The organism is Mesorhizobium subarcticum (assembly GCF_055456085.1).
Genome location: NZ_CM144237.1, coordinates 726,639 through 741,878, shown reverse-complemented (window position 1 = coordinate 741,878; position 15,240 = coordinate 726,639). Strand labels below are relative to the sequence as shown.

Here is a 15,240-nt window from a genome sequence, read left to right as displayed (position 1 = left end):
TGAAGCCCCGTTCATGCGCCAAGGCTGGAATCCCGGCGACCTCCCGCGCGTCAGTCGTGCGATACAGACAGTCCCGCGAGAAGCGGGGCGTGGGCGGCGAGCCTGCGGGACACGAACTCGGTGAAGAGCCGCACGCGCTTCGTCTTGCGTGCCTCCCCCTGTGTGAGAAGCCAGAGCGTCCCATGCATGGGCTGATCGGTGCCCGGCACCCTCACCAATAGAGTATCGGCATCTCCGACGAAGCACGGCAGTTTCGTCATCCCGATCCCCAGCTGCGCCGCTACGATCTGCGTCTCGGCGTCCGGGGTCCTGAACGGAACTCCCGTGGTGTGAACCTCCCTCTCGCGCGCCCAGGCCGGGATTCCATGATTGTCTATGACGATCCACCGGATGGGATCAGGCGCGCCCGCACGCCATGCAGCCAGTCGATCGCGAGACATGTAGACGCCGCTGAACAGCTCCGGTCCCTTCAGGCCGTGAAGATTAAGCGGCAGAGTCTTGCGGTTGGCGACAATGCGGATCGCGACGTCGGCCTCTCGGTTGGTCAGATTTGCCACCTCGCCGGACGTCAAGATTTCCATCTCGATGTCCGGATGCAGACGCGCGAAATCGGCAAAATCCGGCATGAGCAGGTGTGTGGCGAGGAACGGTGGAACCGTCACCCGTAAAAGCCCGCGCGCGCTCTGGTCACGCCCGAAGACGCGCGTCTCCAACTGGTGCGACGACACTTCCATCTGTTCCGCGAGCTCGAGGACCTCCTCCCCGGCGGCCGTCAGGCGGTAGCCCGAAGGCAGCTTTTCGAACATGTGCGCTCCCAGGCGTTCCTCAAGCTGAGCGATGCGTCGCAGTACGGTCGCGTGGTTCACACCAAGGCGCTTGGCAGCAGCCCGCACCGAGCCTCCGCGTGCGACGGCAAGAAAGTAACGAACGTCATCCCAGTCGATCATGGTGCAATCCCGCACCGCGCGGTGCGCCTTCCAAAGCTCTGACTTGTCGCACAACAGCACAGGGCGGCCATTATAGCACCTGTTGAGGTGCGGGCCCAATTCCGAACGCAGGAACCTTATCGTCGCCGCTGCCGTTGATAGCCGTGTCGGATCGATTTTGCACCACCGATGTGCGCTCTTCCTCACTCAACGCCTGAACTCGGCAGACCCATCTTGATGGTCTCGGGGCGTTCCCGAATGACCAAGGCGGAAGCCTGGAAGGATGCACGTCATGACCAGATTGAATGGAAAGACCGCCGTCATCACCGGCGGCGCCACCGGCATCGGCCGCGCGGCGGCAAAGCGCTTCGTTGACGAGGGCGCCTTCGTCTTCATCTACGGCCGCCGACAGGAAGCGCTCGACGCCGCCGTGGCGGACCTCGGCCCCAATGCTCGCGCGGTGAAGGGCTCAGTCTCGGATGAGGCCGACCTCGACCGGCTCTACGCGGCTGTGAAGGCCGAGCGCGGAAGCCTCGATATCGTCTTCGCCAATGCCGGGGCGGGAAGCCCGCTTCCGCTCGGCCAGATCACCGCCGAACACATTGACGAAACCTTCGACACCAATGTGAAGGGCACGATCTTCACGGTCCAGAAGGCGTTGCCGCTGATGGGCCCGGGCGGTTCGATCATCCTGACCGGATCGAGCGCCGGCACCACGGGCGCTCCGGGGTTCACCGCCTACAGCGCGAGCAAGGCGGCAGTGCGCAATCTCGCGAGGACCTGGGCGGAGGACCTGAAGGGCACCGGCATCCGGGTCAATGTGTTGTCGCCCGGGGCGACGGCGACTGAACTCGCGAAGGAAGCGCTGGGCGAGGAGGGCCAGAAGGCCTACGGCGCGATGACTCCGCTCCAGCGCATGGCCGATCCGGCGGAGATCGCAGCGGCGGCGGCCTTTCTCGCGTCGTCGGACAGCAGCTTCATGACCGCCAGCGAGGTCGCCGTTGATGGCGGTCTTGCGCAACTCTGAGCCCGATGCGGGACCACGCTTCTCAAACTTTACGACAAAACAAAACACACGACCAAAGGTGAAAGATCATGAAAAAACTTGAAGGCAAAGTCGCAGTCATCACAGGCGGAAGCAGCGGGATTGGCTTGGCCACCGCCAAGCGCTTTGTGGAAGAAGGTGCACACGTCGTAATCACTGGGCGACGGGAGAAAGAGCTGAAGGAGGCCGTAGCCTTCATCAAGAGTAATGTTACGGCGGTCGTCGGCGACGTGTCACGCTTGGAAGATCTGGACCGGCTCTACGCCACCGTGAAAGAGAAACATGGTCACATCGACATTCTCTTCGCGAACGCGGGCGCAGGGACAGTCGCGCCGCTCGCGGCAGCCACCGAGGCCCATTTTGACCAGACCTTCGATGTGAACGTGAAGGGGTTGTTCTTTACGGTACAGAAGGCCCTTCCCATCTTCAAAGACGGCGGATCGATCATTCTGAACTCTTCAGTCTCGAATGTGATGGGGCTACCAGCGTTCAGTACCTACGCAGCAAGTAAGGCGGCTGTTCGCAGCTTCTCGCGGTCTTGGACACTGGAACTGAAGGACCGCAATATCCGCGTCAATACGATGAGCCCTGGCGCGATCGAGACTCCCGCCTTGGCGACAACGACCGGCCTTAACGCTGAGCAAGCCGAGCAGGCGGTCGCCCAGTTTGCTGCACAGATCCCAATGGGTCGCAGGGGCAAGCCAGAGGAAATCGCGGCTGCCCTCACGTTCCTCGCCTCGGATGAAAGCTCCTACATCACCGGCATAGATCTCGCGGTCGATGGTGGTTGGGCGCAGGTCTGAGCCCAGCGCGGTCCCCGTGGCTGGCCCTTCAACCCCGCCAGTAGTGATCCCGCTTCTCAAACTTTAGTTCCAACACAAGATAGGAGAACCATTGTGAGCTACGCAATTATCGGCTTCGGCAATATCGGCAAGGCCCTGGCCAAGGCCTTTGCCCGCAAGGGCATCGACGTGTCCGTTGCAACCACGCGCGACCCTGAAAGCTTTGCAGCCGATGCGGCCGCGATCGGACCCACGGTCATTCCCAAGAAGCTGGTGGACGCCGTCAAGGCGGACATCATCTTTTTGGCGGTCCGTTTCGACTCGCACCCTGAGGTCGCGAAGGCGCTCGCCACCTGGCAGGGGAAGACCATCGTCGATGTGACCAATGCCTACGGCGTGCCCCCTGAGAAACTGGGAGGACAGCCTTCTTCCAGGTTCGTTGCGCAGGCCTTCACTGGCAGTAGACTGGTCAAGGGCTTCAACCATTTGGTCGCTGCCGTTCTTGACCAAGACCCGGCCGTGCATGGTGGCAGGAGAGTCGTGTTCCTGGCGAGCGACGATGACGCTGCCGCGGCGGAGATTGGTACGCTCGCGGAAAATCTCGGTTTCGCGCCGATCAAGCTTGGCGGCCTGTCGGAAGGTGGGCTGCTGGTCCAGGCGCGCGGAAACAGCTGGGGTCACCTGATCTTCAAGGACCTGGTCAAGTTCGACGGATGAACGCGACATGCCAACCGGCAGGGCCACGATGCACGGATCGGATCGAGCGCGATGCGATCCAAGCGAAATGGAGAAATTCCCATGAGCATTGAGAAGAACATCCAGACCGTGAAGGACTTCTTCGCCGCGATCGGCAGCGGCGACAGGGAAGCTCTGCTGGCGTTGGCCGCCGAAGACATCGAGTGGATCATTCCGGGCGACGACTGGCCGCTGGCCGGAACGCGCCACGGACACGCCGGGCTAACGGATTTGCTTGAGACGGCCTCCAAGTCGATAGAAACGTCCACGGAACCCCGGGAGTTCGTGGCGCAAGGAGACCGTGTCCTCGTCGTCGGATTTGCCAAGGGGAAGATCAAAGCCACGAACAAGACGTTCGAGGACGACTGGATTTTCGCGATCACGGTCCGGGATGGCAGACTGACCAACATCCGGGAATACGTCGACACACAAGCACTGGCGCGCGCCGCGCAGATGGGCGCGGCCGGGGCTGCATAATGGCTGGCCATCTTCGGCCATCAGCTCGGGGAGACGGTAGATAAGCCGAAAATCGCCCCATTATGCGCCGCACGCTCGTCTAATGCCCAACCGTAAAGGAGATTCCGATGTACGACCAATCCAAGGTATCCGAGTTGATCCGGTTCGCACGTATAGATGCGGGCTCCACCGTCATTGATGTCTACCCAGGCGACGGCGACTGGACGCGCCTGTTCTCCGATATCGTCGGACCAGAGGGGCGGGTCTACAGCTTCGTGCCGGCCGAAGTCGCCCACTTCAAGAACGATCCGGTCGGTCTCATGCGGACGCTTGCCAAGGAGTCGGGCCGAGAGAACGTCGAAGCCGTATCGGCGGACCTCGTTGCGATGCCGGAGGTTACGCAGCCAGCGGATGTCTTGTGGCTGCATCTGTTCTACCACGATCTCCACACTGCGCTGATGCAGAAGAAGGGTGCGACGGCGGCCGACTTCAATCGAGCCGTCTACGGCTGAAGCCCGGTGGGTCCTACGTCATCGTCGACCACGCCGCTGCCGCTGGGTCGGGCACGAGCGACACCCAGTCGCTGCATCGGATCGACCCTGCATCCGTCCGCGAGGAGGTGGAGGCGGCCGGCTTCGTACTGGACGCGGAAAGCACCATGCTCGCGAACAAGGACGATCAGCACGCGATCAAGGTCTTCGATCCCTCGATCAAGGGCGAGACCGATCGCTTCGCCTATCGGTTCGTGAAGCCCTGACAGGTCCCGGCGCCGACTTCGTGTCGAACAGTCGTGGCGGCGCCATATCCTGATCAGGTTTGCACAGCCTGGAGGCCGACGCCGCGCACCCAATGCCCGGCATGGACGAGCACGAATTTCCGGACGATCGCGTCTAAGCGGCCTTGAGCCGGTAGCGGAAAACGGTGTGGTCGAGCAGCAGCCGGATACGCGGTTCGGCCTCGGTGGCCACCAGCCAGCTCGCCGCGATCATGGTTGCGCCGACGATTGCCATGGACAGGAGATAAGGCACGCCGGCACGGACCATCGGCCCCAGCATTGCCGCGCCGACGACGTCGTGGATCAGGTAGAGCGGATAGGTCATCAGGCCGATCCGCCGCCAGCCGCTCCAGCTGAGGTCGAGCCGCAGCGACCATGCCATGAGCGCGATGGCGATAAGGAAGATCAGGATTGGCGGCGCATAGGGCATCACGGCATTGACCTTGATGCTGTGGACGTCGACCGAACTGGCGATCTGCAGCACGCCGCCGCCGAGGAACAGCAGGCAGAAGGCAAGCCGAGACACCGTCAGCGCCTTGAACCGCATCAGCCACAGCGGCACGCCGACGGCGAAGAAGCAGCCGTGATGCACCAGGGTGAGCTGCAGCCAGCACGTCTCGGCAAAGTCGGCCCAGCCGAGCGGATAATAGAGGCACCAGAACAGCGTGCTGACCAGGCCGATGGCGACAGCAACCGCCTCCATCAGATGGAAACGGCCGAGCCGCAGCAGGACCCAGACGATGGCGTAGAAGGCGATCTCGATGCCGAGCGTCCAGTAGACGCTATCCACCCACGGACCATAGGGCGCGAACAGGCCGGTGCGGAGCAGCCGGACCACTGCATCGGTCGGCCAGCTCAGGCCGATGAGAAGAAGCAGCACAGCGGTGACCGGCGCGCAGATCCAGACCGCCGGCGCCAGTCGTTTCACCCTGGCCTCGAAAAACTGCAGTGGCGTCGACTTCTCGGCGCTGAAGGCAATGACGAAGCCGCTGATGACGAAGAAGATCTCGACGCCAACCCAGCCTGACCCGACCCAGGCGCCGATACCAGGCTGTGCCGGCACGCCGCCCGTGGCCTGCGCCGAGATGCCATCGGGATAGGCCCACACCCAGAAGCCATAGTGGTAGACCATGACCAGAACGGCCGCGAGGAACCGCAGGATGTCGACGCCGCCAAAGGTAATTTTCTGCTGAGCCATACCGCACCGCCGGATGGCCCCCCGCCAGACAGTCTAGGGCGGCTTGCTGCATTGCACAATGAAAGTATTGCTTGCCGATCAGGATAAGCCGCTCGGCAAGGAGAGGCTGCGGCGAGGATCGATCGCCATGTCGGCCCTAAACCCCGATCCCGCGCTCCTTCATCGCGGCGGTGATCTCGTCCAGGATGGCCGGGTCGTCGATGGTCGCCGGCATGGTCCACGCTTCCTTGTCGGCGATCTTCTGCATGGTGCCGCGCAGGATCTTTCCCGACCGTGTCTTGGGCAGGCGTTTGATCGTCACCACGGTCTTGAAGGCGGCGACCGGCCCAATACGTTCGCGCACCAGTGCGACGACCTCCTTCTCGATGACGTCGCCGTCGCGCGCGACACCGGCGTTCAGCACCACGAAACCGAGCGGAATTTGCCCTTTCATCGCATCGGCAATGCCAACGACAGCGCATTCGGCAACATCGGGGTGCGCCGAGAGCACTTCCTCCATCGCGCCGGTCGACAGGCGGTGGCCAGCGACATTGATGATGTCGTCGGTGCGGGCCATCACGTAGAGGTAGCCGTCCGCGTCGATCATGCCGGCATCGGCCGTCTTGTAGAAGCCGGGGAACTCATCGAGATAGGCTTGGCGAAACCGCTCGTCAGCGTTCCACAATGTCGGCAGGCAGCCGGCCGGCAGCGGCAATTTCACCACGACATTGCCGAGCGTGCCGCGTGGCACCTCGTGGCCGGCATCGTCGAGCACACGGATGTCGTAGCCCGGCATCGGCACGCCGGGCGATCCGTATTTCACCGGCAGCAGGCCGAGCCCGGCCGGATTGATGGTCATCGGCGAGCCGGTCTCGGTCTGCCACCAATGGTCGACCACCGGCACGTTGAGCTTCTGCTCGGCCCATTTGATGGTTTCGGGATCGGCGCGCTCGCCGGCGAGGAACAGCGTGCGGAATTTCGACAGATCGTATTTGGATACGAATTCGCCCTTGGGGTCCTGCCCCTTGATCGCCCGGAACGCCGTCGGCGCTGTGAACAGCGCGACGACGCTATGGTCCGAGATGACCCGCCAGTAGGTGCCGGCATCGGGCGTGCCGATCGGCTTGCCTTCGAACAGGATGCTGGTGCAGCCATGCAGCAGCGGGCCGTAGACGATGTAGGAATGGCCGACCACCCAGCCGACATCGGACGCCGCCCAGAACACTTCGCCAGGCTTCACGCCGAACTCGTTTTCCATCGTCCATTTCAGCGCGACCATGTGGCCGCCATTGTCGCGCACGATGCCCTTGGGCTGGCCGGTCGTGCCTGAGGTGTAGATGATGTAAAGCGGGTCGGTGGCGAGCACCGGCACGCAGTCGACATTGGCGCCGGCCGCCCGCTCGCGGGCGACGGCATCGGCATAGTCGATGTCGAAATGCTCCTTCAGGTCGCAGCGCAGCTGGTCGCGCTGCAGGATCAGGCAGGCGTCCGGCTTGTGGCGGGACATCTCGATCGCCTTGTCGAGCAGCGGCTTGTAGGCGACGATCCGGCCCGGCTCCAGGCCGCAGGAGGCCGAGATGATCAGCTTCGGCTTGGCGTCGTCGATGCGGGTGGCCAGCTCATGCGAGGCAAAGCCGCCGAAGACGACCGAATGCACTGCGCCGATGCGGGCGCAGGCGAGCATGGCGATGGCCGCCTCCGCCACCATCGGCATGTAGATGATGACGCGGTCACCCTTGCCGATGCCCCGGTTCTTCAGCACCGAGGTCAGCGCCACCACTTCGCGTTTCAATTCGGCATAGGTGAACTTCTTCACCGTTCCGGTGATGGCACTGTCGTAAATCAGCGCGATCTGGTCGGCGCGTCCCCCGGCGACATGCCGGTCGATGGCGTTGTAGCAGGTGTTGCAGGTTGCGCCGGTAAACCAGCGGCCATAGACGCCGGCGGTGGCATCGAACACCTTGTCCCAGGGCGAGTACCAGTCGATGGCGGCGGCCGCGTCCGCCCAGAATTGTTGCGGGTCGCGTTTCCAGCCGTCATAGACCTCGTGATAGCGTGAAGCCATCCGTAACCTCCCCGGGAACCATTTGCCGTCTTTGCAAACAGCCTATGCTGTTTTTTCCGGCGTTGTCTTGCCTGATTTTCGTCTGGCGGGTCTCGTATTGACCCGGATCAGTGGTGTCGTGAAGTATGCGACGAGGGGGAGATGTCAACCAATGCGCCATCCATGGTCGATTGTGGCGGGCCCGGCGCGAGCCTTGATGATCGGCGCCATGCTCCTGGTTACGGCGGCAACCGCTCAGGCTGGCGACGCGGCCGCACGCCGTATCATCGGTTTCTCGCCCGACGGCGCCTACTTCGCCTTTGAGCAATATGGCGAACTCGACGCCGGCGCCTCGGCTTCCGGTTACTCTGAGATCGATATCATCGACACACGGACCGACGAGTTCGTCGGCGGCAAGCCGATCCTGGTCGTCGACGAATCCGAGGAATCGACGCTGACACTGGAGCAGGCGAGAGCGCAAGCGGCTGCGAAGGCTGCACCCATACTTGCGAAATACGCCATTGTCATGCGCGGCCAGCAAACGGCCTCGGACAAGTTCACTTTCCCGGGCGAGATCGTCGGTTACAGCGACATTTCCCGTCTCGAACAGGTGTCGCAGAAATGGCTTTCGCCGGTCTATGACGAGACGGAGGTTTCGACGATCCAGCTCGACGAGATCCTGGCGAACAGTTCAGCCGATTGTTCGCCGAGCTTTGAAGACGCCCAGCAGGGCGACCAGGCTCTTCAAGGTGATAAAACAGGCAAGGCGCTCGGCTTCCGTCTGACCTTGCAGGGACAGGATGGCAAACCGTTCAAGACCTTGCACGAAGACAAGGCCGTGCCGGGCTCAAGAAATTGCCCAACGTCCTACAGCCTGTCGGAATCCTATGAATACACACCTTCCGGCAAACCGGCGGTGATTGTCGTGCTGGTGCAGCGCTTCAGCCAAGGCTTTGAAGGGCGCGACCGCCGCTTCATTGCCGTGACCGGCCAGCCCCGCTAAGAGACCGGCCGATAGCCGCCTAACGACCGGTTTTCATTGGACAAATGTCGACTGCACTAGATCGGCAGAGCCACAAGCATGAGGCCTACGCCGCCGAAGATCAAAATGGCCGCCGCCAGGGCTTTTCGATGACGTTCGAAAGTCGTCGGAGCCCGCTCCCAATTGTAACGCATACGCTATCTCCCCAAAACCCCAGGAGTCCTTACCTTACTCTGGGGAAGAAAGGCAACGGTCATGCCGGCCAACACACTTGCCCATGGCGCCGCACTGACGACTATTTCTGGGATGATTTTCGGTGGGGAACAGGTGTTGGCGCATTTTGCGATCGGCCGGAATCTGTCGCCGACGCAAAGCAGCATGGGCTGCCTCCCCCGGCTGGCAGATAGACAGCACCGCACCACCGCGCTATCTCATCTCGGGGTTTGTTGGGGTTCGAGATGGAAATTGTTTCTGAAACTGTTTTGCGGCTGGCCGACGACGCCTCGGTTCAGCATGTCGGCGACGGCGCGGTCGTGCTTCTGGCGCGCAGCGGCCAGCTCTATACCTGCAACGGCACCACCGAAGCCTTTCTCGACAAGGTCGACGGCGCGCGTAGTCTCGACCAGATCGTCGGCCTGCTTTGCGCGGAGTTCGAGGTCGACAAGGATACGCTCGATGAGGACATGGCGGCACTGGCCAACGAGCTGGTCTCGGAAGGTATCCTCGCCGCGCCGGTCGCCTGATGGCCGACGGTCCGCTCCTGCGTGCCCTTTTTCGCTGCCATCTCTGGGCAAGCGCGCGGCTAATGCCGGTTTTGATCGCCAGGCGCAGCTTCGAGGAGGTGCTGAAATGGGCGCCGCTCGCCTCCTCCACCCCCTATCGCGGCCTGCCGGCCAGCTATATCGTCGCCCGCGTCAACCGCACGGTGCGCCATCCCTGGCTGATGCGCGACCGCAGATGCCTAAGGGAAGGCCTGCTCGGCCATCGCTTCCTGCGCCTTGCCGGCTTCGATCCGGAGCTGCGTTTCGGTGTAGATCCGAAGTCGCTGCAGACGCCACGCGTTTCGGCGCATTGCTGGGTCTGTCTCGACGGCAAGCCAGTGGTCAGTGACGGCCTTCCCGGCATGGTCGAGATCTATCGTCACCATGCCGATGCCGCAAAGGTACGCACCGCTTGAGCAGACCCTCAGTCGCCTATGGCCTCAACGGCCAGGTTCTCGGCATATCGGCCGAGCGCCCCGAGCTCTGGCAGGATTTCGACAGGATGCTGGGCATCCTGCGTATCGAAGGTCCCGTCGAGCCGGGCTTTCACCTCGATATCGCGGAGGTGGATGTCCTGGTCGAGGAACCCAGCGGATCGCTGGTCTTCGATGGCGAGATGCCGGAAGATGGCTACTGCCGGATGATCGTCGATGGTGCCACCATTCACCTCGTCTTTCCCGAACGTCAGACCGTTGCCATCAATGACGTGGAGGGCTGGGCTCAACTAAGGGTTCGTCCTGGCAGCAAAGCCGCCTGGACGCCATCGATGCTGGTGCTGGACGCGGCACTCGACGCCGGAGGCCAGCATATGCTGCACACGGCCGGGCTGACGCTGCCGGACAACGACACTGTCGTGCTGATCCACGCGCCGAGCGGCACTGGCAAGAGCACGACATCGCTCGCCCTGGCAACGCGAGGTTTCGGCCTCTGTTCCGATGATGCCATGATCCTGAATGTCGCTTCGGACCAACCCATGGCCTGGGGGCTGCCGCGCCACGCCAAGATCCACGAGAACACCGCCCGGATGATCCCGGAGGTGTCGCCATGCCTTGGTCCATCATGGGACCGCAACGGCGAACAGGCCGTCTCGCTGGAACGGTTGAGTGAAATTATACGCATCGAAAGCCCGGCGGCCCGGCCGGTCGCCGCGCTCCTGCACCTGGCGCGCTCCGCCGACAGGGAGACCCGGCTCGTGCCCATGGCCCGGACCGACGCGATGGTGGCTCTGGCGATGGACAATGTCCGCACCGGCATGACAGGCCTGCTGCCGTCGCAGAAACGCCGGCTGGCAACGATCGGCAAGTTGGTCTCGTCGGTGCCGACCTTCACGCTGGAAGTCGGTGCACGCCCGGCCGACGCTGCGGCGCTGATAAGCGCTACATTGACCGGGCAGGACTGAACCGGAGGTTCAGGCTACGTATGGCTTGGTCTTGGCTAGCCGCTGGATCCAGCGGAAGGCATCGCGGCGCAGGCGCGAGCCGATCTTTTCCCGGGAATTGACCCTGAGCAGCGTGTTCGTTGTGATCAGCCGCTTGGCCAATCGGATCGAGAGGTCCGGCTTGATCCGCCCGGCAAGCTCAAGCGCATGCTGTTCATGGAACAGCTGGCCGGTCACATTGAGCACGATCGCAAGTTCGAGTTCGATGCCGGTCATGCGAGCCGCGTCGAGCAGGCGGGTTTCCGATTCCGCCGATTGCAACGTCCGCACGCCTTGCAGCACGTCGACGCAAAGCTGCAGCCGATGGAATTTATGGCCGCCAGCGGCGTGCACGATGGCGATCGTCAAAAGCGCCGCCGGCGTGTCCGTCGCCTCGCCGTCGATGATGCCCAGTTCGCGGAACCCCAGCGACAGGCGCCGCCGCATGCCGGTGTCATGCACAAGGTCGCCATGCAGTTCGACGAGCAGGCTGGAATTCTCCTTCTCCAGCCATTTGAATTCCTGCAGCTGGTAGGATTCAGCCTCGTTGCTGCCGAGCTCGAAACCGCATGCGGCGATGACCTGGTTTGCCCGCGCAAGATTGGCGGGCTCGACGAGGATATCGATATCGGTGAATGGCCTGTCGGATACGTTGCGGTAGAGTTTTCGCGCGAAGACCGGTCCCTTGACGATCCGCGCCGGAATGCCTTGCGCCGCCATCCCCTTCATGATGCGGTCGCCATGATATTGCAGCAGCATCGACTGGCCGGTGGCGATCGTTGCCTTGTCGCGCAAATCGTCGAGCTTCTCCCGCAAACCGGCGTCTGGCGGCAGACGCGCGTCACCGCTCTCCTGCAATTTGCGCAGCATGATCGGCAGGACGCCGTGGAATTCGGCATTGTCGAGCAGCGCCGACAGAGCCTTTGCCGACACATCGTCCTCGACCGCCGCGGCCTCCGGGTCGGCGTAGCGCACCAGTAGTCTTTCTTCAGCGGAGGTGAGGGGTGGCAGCATCAACCGGACAAATGTTTAAGTGGATTGTCCGGAATGGTTGCAGAAAAGCGCGGGTGAAGCCAGCTTTACATGCCCCAGCGCAATGCCGCCGTGTGGACAGGCGCGTCCCACCAGCCGGTCATCTCGTCATCCAGCATGGTCAGCGTGATCGAGCAGCCGGCCATGTCGAGCGAGGTGACATAGCTGCCGACCAGCGAGCGGGTTACCGTCACGCCGCGCTCCTCCAAAATCCGGCGCGCGCTGTTGTACATCAGATAGAGCTCCATCAGCGGCGTGCCGCCGAAGCCGTTGACGAACAGCAGAGCCGGGCCTTTCGCCCTGTCACCGAGATCGCCTGATATGGCGGTGCAGATCTCCTCGGCAATCGCGTCGGCGCCTTTCAAGGTGTCGCGGCGGCGGCCGGGCTCGCCATGGATGCCGACGCCGAATTCCATCTCGCCGTCGCCGATGTCGAAGGTCGGTCTGCCGGCGGCCGGCACGGTGCCGCTGGTCAGCGCCACGCCCATCGAACGGGTGGCGGCGTTGACGCGCTCGCCCAACGCTTTCAACGGCCTCAACGCCAGGCCATGCTCGGCGGCCGCGCCGACGATCTTTTCGACCACCAGCGTGCCGGCGACGCCGCGCCGGCCGGTCGTATAGGATGAATTCTCGACAGCGACATCGTCATTGGTCACCACTTGCAGGATGCCTTCGGACATTTCGGCCGCCATGTCGAAATTCATCACATCGCCCTCATAGTTCTTGACGATGAACAGGCAGCCGGCGCCGGTGTTGACGGCTTGCGCCGCCGCCAGCATCTGGTCCGGCGTCGGCGAGGTGAACACCTGGCCGGGGCAAGCGGCATCCAGCATGCCGTGGCCGACAAAGCCACCATGCATAGGCTCGTGTCCGGAGCCGCCGCCGGAGATCAGCGCCACCTTGCCCGGCCGCAAGGTCCTGCGGCGGATGAATTTGTGCTCTTCGCCAAGCACCAGGATATCGGCATGGGCGGCGACGAAACCGTCGAGGCTCTCGGTCAGCACCGTGTCTACCGCGTTCATAAATTTCTTCACGGCTGTCTCCTCCCGAAATAGGCCCCAGCCAGACGATCAGCCACCTTTTCCGGTGATGCTTGTGATCTTCTGGATGAATTCGTTGATCGCCCGGTCGAGCGCCGCATTCTGCTTGTCGTCGCCGAAATCCGGCACGATGAGCGATACATGCCGCGTCTTGCGCATGCCTGCGGCGATCGACATCTTGCCCGGATGCGCCCGGTGATAGGCATCCAGAAACTGATCCCGCTCCGCCGGGCTGAAATGGCAGACGGAAAATATGGCCGGCAGATGTTTTGACGGGATAGGGATCGAATAGGCCGGGCTCGAGATTTGCGTCACGAAACTGCGGTGCTTGCCAAGTGCGTCGGCGAGACGCTGACGCATGCCGGACGGGCGCTGGTCGATGACCTGCGACAGGATCGTCTTGTAGGCACGGATCGCCTCTTCGGAACCGGGTTCGGGTGTCTTGCCAGCCATGCCTAGACCGAAACATCCGCTATGGCCGCCTTGGCCATAGCAAGTTGCGCCGGCGCGACGGAAAGATCGCGCAGACCCGCTTCGAGCAGTGCTGGGATCGCAGCGGGATCGCCGCCGGCGTCGCCGCACAGGCTGACGGGAATTCCATTCTCGCGTCCGAAAGCGACAACCGAGCTGATCAGCCGCAGCACGGCGGGGTGGCGGACCGAATTGAGGTGGGCGACGGCAGCGTTGTCGCGCGCGGCCGCCATCACATACTGCGTCAAATCGTTGGAGCCGATCGAGAAAAAGGCGACGCCGGCGAACGCCTCCGGCGCGATGGCCACCGACGGCACCTCGACCATGATGCCGAGCGGTGGCATCTTGTGCACCACGCCATGCGCGGCAAGCGTCGCCTGCTCCTCCGCAAACAAGGCGGTCGAGCGTTTATACTCCTCTGCGACGGTGATCATTGGAAACATGACCCTGAGATTGCCGTGTGGCGCGGCGCGCAGCAATGCCCTGATCTGTGCGCGAAAAATGTCGAGCCGTGCCAGCGACAGCCTGATGCCGCGCAGCCCGAGAAACGGATTGCCTTCCTCGACAGTGAAGCCTGGCACTGGCTTGTCGCCGCCAGCGTCGACAGTGCGGATCGTCACCGGTTTGTCGCCGGCCCATTCCAGCACTTTGCGGTAGGCACGATACTGCGTCTCCTCATCCGGCAGCGTCTTGCCGAACAGGAATTCGGTGCGCATCAGCCCGACACCGTCGCAGGTGGCGATGTCGATGGCGTCGACATCGGACGGGTCGGCGATGTTGACCTGCACGCGCACCGCCGTTCCGGCCCTGGTCACCGCTGGCCGCGCCAGAAAACTCCGTGCCTCGCCCTGGCGGGCCGCGAAGGAAGACGACGCCTGCCGGAACGAGCCGATCTCCGCCGGCGAGGGCGCCAGGACGACACTGCCGTGCTCGGCGTCGAGCAGCGCCATGCCTATGAGACTGGCCAGGGGTTCGCGCAGCCCCACCACCATCGGCACGCCACGCGAGCGCGCCAGCATGGCGACGTGGCTGGCGGTGCTGCCCGCCTTCAGCGCGATGCCGCCGCCATGGCTCCAGTCGGTTTCGAGAAAGCGCGTCGGCGCGATGTCCTCGCCGCAGAGTATGGCGCCGGCCGGTGTTGTGCTGCCACCATCCTCGGTCAGGGCGCGCAGCACCTGGTCCCTGATATCGCGCAGATCGGTGGCGCGGGCGCGGAAATAGTCCTGATCCGAGGCCTCGTAGCCGGCGATCTCGGCATCGAGTGCCTGCCGCCAGGCCGCGTCCGCTGTCTGTCCGGAGGCGATCGCCGCGAAGGCCGGCCCGCTCAAGGCGTCGTCCTCAAGCATGGCGATGTGGAACTCGAGTATGCCGGCGGCATCGCTGTCGACGCTTTCGACCATTGCCGAAAGCCGGCTCACCGCCTTGCCGATCGCGACCTCCAGCGAAGTCTTCTCTTCCGCTGATGTGGCTTTGCCTGCGTAGACGGCCGGCGGCCGGTCGAGGTCGAACAGCGGCCCCTCGGCATAGCCGGCCGAGGCCGGAATCCCCTCAATCCGCATGGCCCGCATTCCCCACCGGCCGCCGAGGGCGCGCGCCA

15 protein-coding genes and 1 pseudogene are annotated in these 15,240 nt (G+C 63.3%); 9 read left to right on the top strand and 7 right to left on the bottom strand.

Annotated features, from left to right (window positions below):
• Positions 1-50: 50 nt before the first annotated feature.
• Positions 51-947: a LysR family transcriptional regulator gene (locus tag ACZYHG_RS03445; RefSeq protein ID WP_464612545.1), complete on the bottom strand. Its 897-nt coding sequence runs from the start codon at positions 945-947 to the stop codon at positions 51-53.
• Positions 948-1,218: 271 nt separating this feature from the next.
• Here ACZYHG_RS03445 and ACZYHG_RS03440 point away from each other — a divergent pair, with 271 nt between their 5' ends.
• The 5 genes and pseudogenes from ACZYHG_RS03440 to ACZYHG_RS03420 all read left to right on the top strand — a co-directional run bounded on the left by ACZYHG_RS03440 (position 1,219) and on the right by ACZYHG_RS03420 (position 4,701).
• Positions 1,219-1,953, top strand: a complete 735-nt coding sequence (locus ACZYHG_RS03440) for an SDR family NAD(P)-dependent oxidoreductase (RefSeq protein ID WP_464612544.1) — start codon at positions 1,219-1,221, stop codon at positions 1,951-1,953.
• A gap of 68 nt (positions 1,954-2,021) precedes the next feature.
• Positions 2,022-2,774 (top strand): SDR family NAD(P)-dependent oxidoreductase, encoded by a 753-nt coding sequence (locus ACZYHG_RS03435; RefSeq protein ID WP_464612543.1) that lies wholly within the window; start codon positions 2,022-2,024, stop codon positions 2,772-2,774.
• 93 nt (positions 2,775-2,867) lie between these two features.
• Complete coding sequence (locus tag ACZYHG_RS03430) at positions 2,868-3,470, top strand: NADPH-dependent F420 reductase (RefSeq protein WP_464612542.1); 603 nt, start codon at positions 2,868-2,870, stop codon at positions 3,468-3,470.
• A gap of 81 nt (positions 3,471-3,551) precedes the next feature.
• A complete protein-coding gene (locus tag ACZYHG_RS03425; RefSeq protein ID WP_464612541.1) occupies positions 3,552-3,965 on the top strand; it encodes a nuclear transport factor 2 family protein in 414 nt (137 codons plus the stop codon).
• 107 nt (positions 3,966-4,072) lie between these two features.
• Positions 4,073-4,701, top strand: a pseudogene (locus ACZYHG_RS03420) (class I SAM-dependent methyltransferase).
• A 133-nt stretch (positions 4,702-4,834) separates the two neighbouring features.
• Here the strand turns inward: ACZYHG_RS03420 and ACZYHG_RS03415 are convergent.
• Positions 4,835-5,917, bottom strand: coding sequence for an acyltransferase family protein (locus ACZYHG_RS03415; protein ID WP_464612540.1), 1,083 nt, complete (start codon positions 5,915-5,917; stop codon positions 4,835-4,837).
• A gap of 136 nt (positions 5,918-6,053) precedes the next feature.
• Complete coding sequence (locus ACZYHG_RS03410; protein ID WP_464612539.1) at positions 6,054-7,961, bottom strand: propionyl-CoA synthetase; 1,908 nt, start codon at positions 7,959-7,961, stop codon at positions 6,054-6,056.
• Positions 7,962-8,112: 151 nt separating this feature from the next.
• On the opposite strand from ACZYHG_RS03410, the gene ACZYHG_RS03405 reads away from it, so the two are divergent.
• From ACZYHG_RS03405 to ACZYHG_RS03390, 4 genes are all read left to right on the top strand, one after another.
• Positions 8,113-8,943: a DUF2259 domain-containing protein gene (locus tag ACZYHG_RS03405; RefSeq protein ID WP_464612538.1), complete on the top strand. Its 831-nt coding sequence runs from the start codon at positions 8,113-8,115 to the stop codon at positions 8,941-8,943.
• Positions 8,944-9,380: 437 nt separating this feature from the next.
• The gene (locus tag ACZYHG_RS03400; RefSeq protein ID WP_027032782.1) at positions 9,381-9,665 is read left to right on the top strand and encodes a PqqD family protein; all 285 of its coding nucleotides are present in this window, start codon (positions 9,381-9,383) and stop codon (positions 9,663-9,665) included.
• On the top strand, positions 9,665-10,099 hold the full coding sequence (locus tag ACZYHG_RS03395) for a lasso peptide biosynthesis B2 protein (protein ID WP_464612537.1): 435 nt from the start codon (positions 9,665-9,667) through the stop codon (positions 10,097-10,099). The genes ACZYHG_RS03400 and ACZYHG_RS03395 overlap by 1 nt, the downstream gene beginning before the upstream one ends.
• A complete protein-coding gene (locus ACZYHG_RS03390; protein ID WP_464612536.1) occupies positions 10,096-11,082 on the top strand; it encodes a serine kinase in 987 nt (328 codons plus the stop codon). The genes ACZYHG_RS03395 and ACZYHG_RS03390 overlap by 4 nt, the downstream gene beginning before the upstream one ends.
• A 9-nt stretch (positions 11,083-11,091) precedes the next feature.
• Here ACZYHG_RS03390 and ACZYHG_RS03385 read toward each other — a convergent pair whose 3' ends face one another.
• The 4 genes from ACZYHG_RS03385 to ptsP all read right to left on the bottom strand — a co-directional run bounded on the left by ACZYHG_RS03385 (position 11,092) and on the right by ptsP (position 15,202).
• Positions 11,092-12,114 (bottom strand): nucleotidyltransferase family protein, encoded by a 1,023-nt coding sequence (locus ACZYHG_RS03385; protein WP_464612535.1) that lies wholly within the window; start codon positions 12,112-12,114, stop codon positions 11,092-11,094.
• A gap of 65 nt (positions 12,115-12,179) precedes the next feature.
• Complete coding sequence (gene dhaK / locus ACZYHG_RS03380) at positions 12,180-13,166, bottom strand: dihydroxyacetone kinase subunit DhaK (RefSeq protein WP_464612534.1); 987 nt, start codon at positions 13,164-13,166, stop codon at positions 12,180-12,182.
• A 36-nt stretch (positions 13,167-13,202) separates the two neighbouring features.
• Positions 13,203-13,625, bottom strand: coding sequence for a hypothetical protein (locus tag ACZYHG_RS03375; RefSeq protein ID WP_464612533.1), 423 nt, complete (start codon positions 13,623-13,625; stop codon positions 13,203-13,205).
• 2 nt (positions 13,626-13,627) lie between these two features.
• Positions 13,628-15,202: a phosphoenolpyruvate--protein phosphotransferase gene (gene ptsP / locus ACZYHG_RS03370; RefSeq protein ID WP_464612532.1), complete on the bottom strand. Its 1,575-nt coding sequence runs from the start codon at positions 15,200-15,202 to the stop codon at positions 13,628-13,630.
• Positions 15,203-15,240 lie beyond the last annotated feature (38 nt).

Excerpts from the sequence above, each read along its gene's own strand:
- ACZYHG_RS03445 (WP_464612545.1), bottom strand. The coding sequence starts at position 947 with ATGATCGACTGGGATGACGTTCGTTACTTTCTTGCCGTCGCACGCGGA.
- ACZYHG_RS03440 (WP_464612544.1), top strand. The coding sequence starts at position 1,219 with ATGACCAGATTGAATGGAAAGACCGCCGTCATCACCGGCGGCGCCACC.
- ACZYHG_RS03435 (WP_464612543.1), top strand. The coding sequence starts at position 2,022 with ATGAAAAAACTTGAAGGCAAAGTCGCAGTCATCACAGGCGGAAGCAGC.
- ACZYHG_RS03425 (WP_464612541.1), top strand. The coding sequence starts at position 3,552 with ATGAGCATTGAGAAGAACATCCAGACCGTGAAGGACTTCTTCGCCGCG.
- ACZYHG_RS03415 (WP_464612540.1), bottom strand. The coding sequence starts at position 5,917 with ATGGCTCAGCAGAAAATTACCTTTGGCGGCGTCGACATCCTGCGGTTC.
- ACZYHG_RS03410 (WP_464612539.1), bottom strand. The coding sequence starts at position 7,961 with ATGGCTTCACGCTATCACGAGGTCTATGACGGCTGGAAACGCGACCCG.
- ACZYHG_RS03405 (WP_464612538.1), top strand. The coding sequence starts at position 8,113 with ATGCGCCATCCATGGTCGATTGTGGCGGGCCCGGCGCGAGCCTTGATG.
- ACZYHG_RS03400 (WP_027032782.1), top strand. The coding sequence starts at position 9,381 with ATGGAAATTGTTTCTGAAACTGTTTTGCGGCTGGCCGACGACGCCTCG.
- ACZYHG_RS03395 (WP_464612537.1), top strand. The coding sequence starts at position 9,665 with ATGGCCGACGGTCCGCTCCTGCGTGCCCTTTTTCGCTGCCATCTCTGG.
- ACZYHG_RS03385 (WP_464612535.1), bottom strand. The coding sequence starts at position 12,114 with ATGCTGCCACCCCTCACCTCCGCTGAAGAAAGACTACTGGTGCGCTAC.
- ACZYHG_RS03375 (WP_464612533.1), bottom strand. The coding sequence starts at position 13,625 with ATGGCTGGCAAGACACCCGAACCCGGTTCCGAAGAGGCGATCCGTGCC.
- ptsP (WP_464612532.1), bottom strand. The coding sequence starts at position 15,202 with ATGCGGATTGAGGGGATTCCGGCCTCGGCCGGCTATGCCGAGGGGCCG.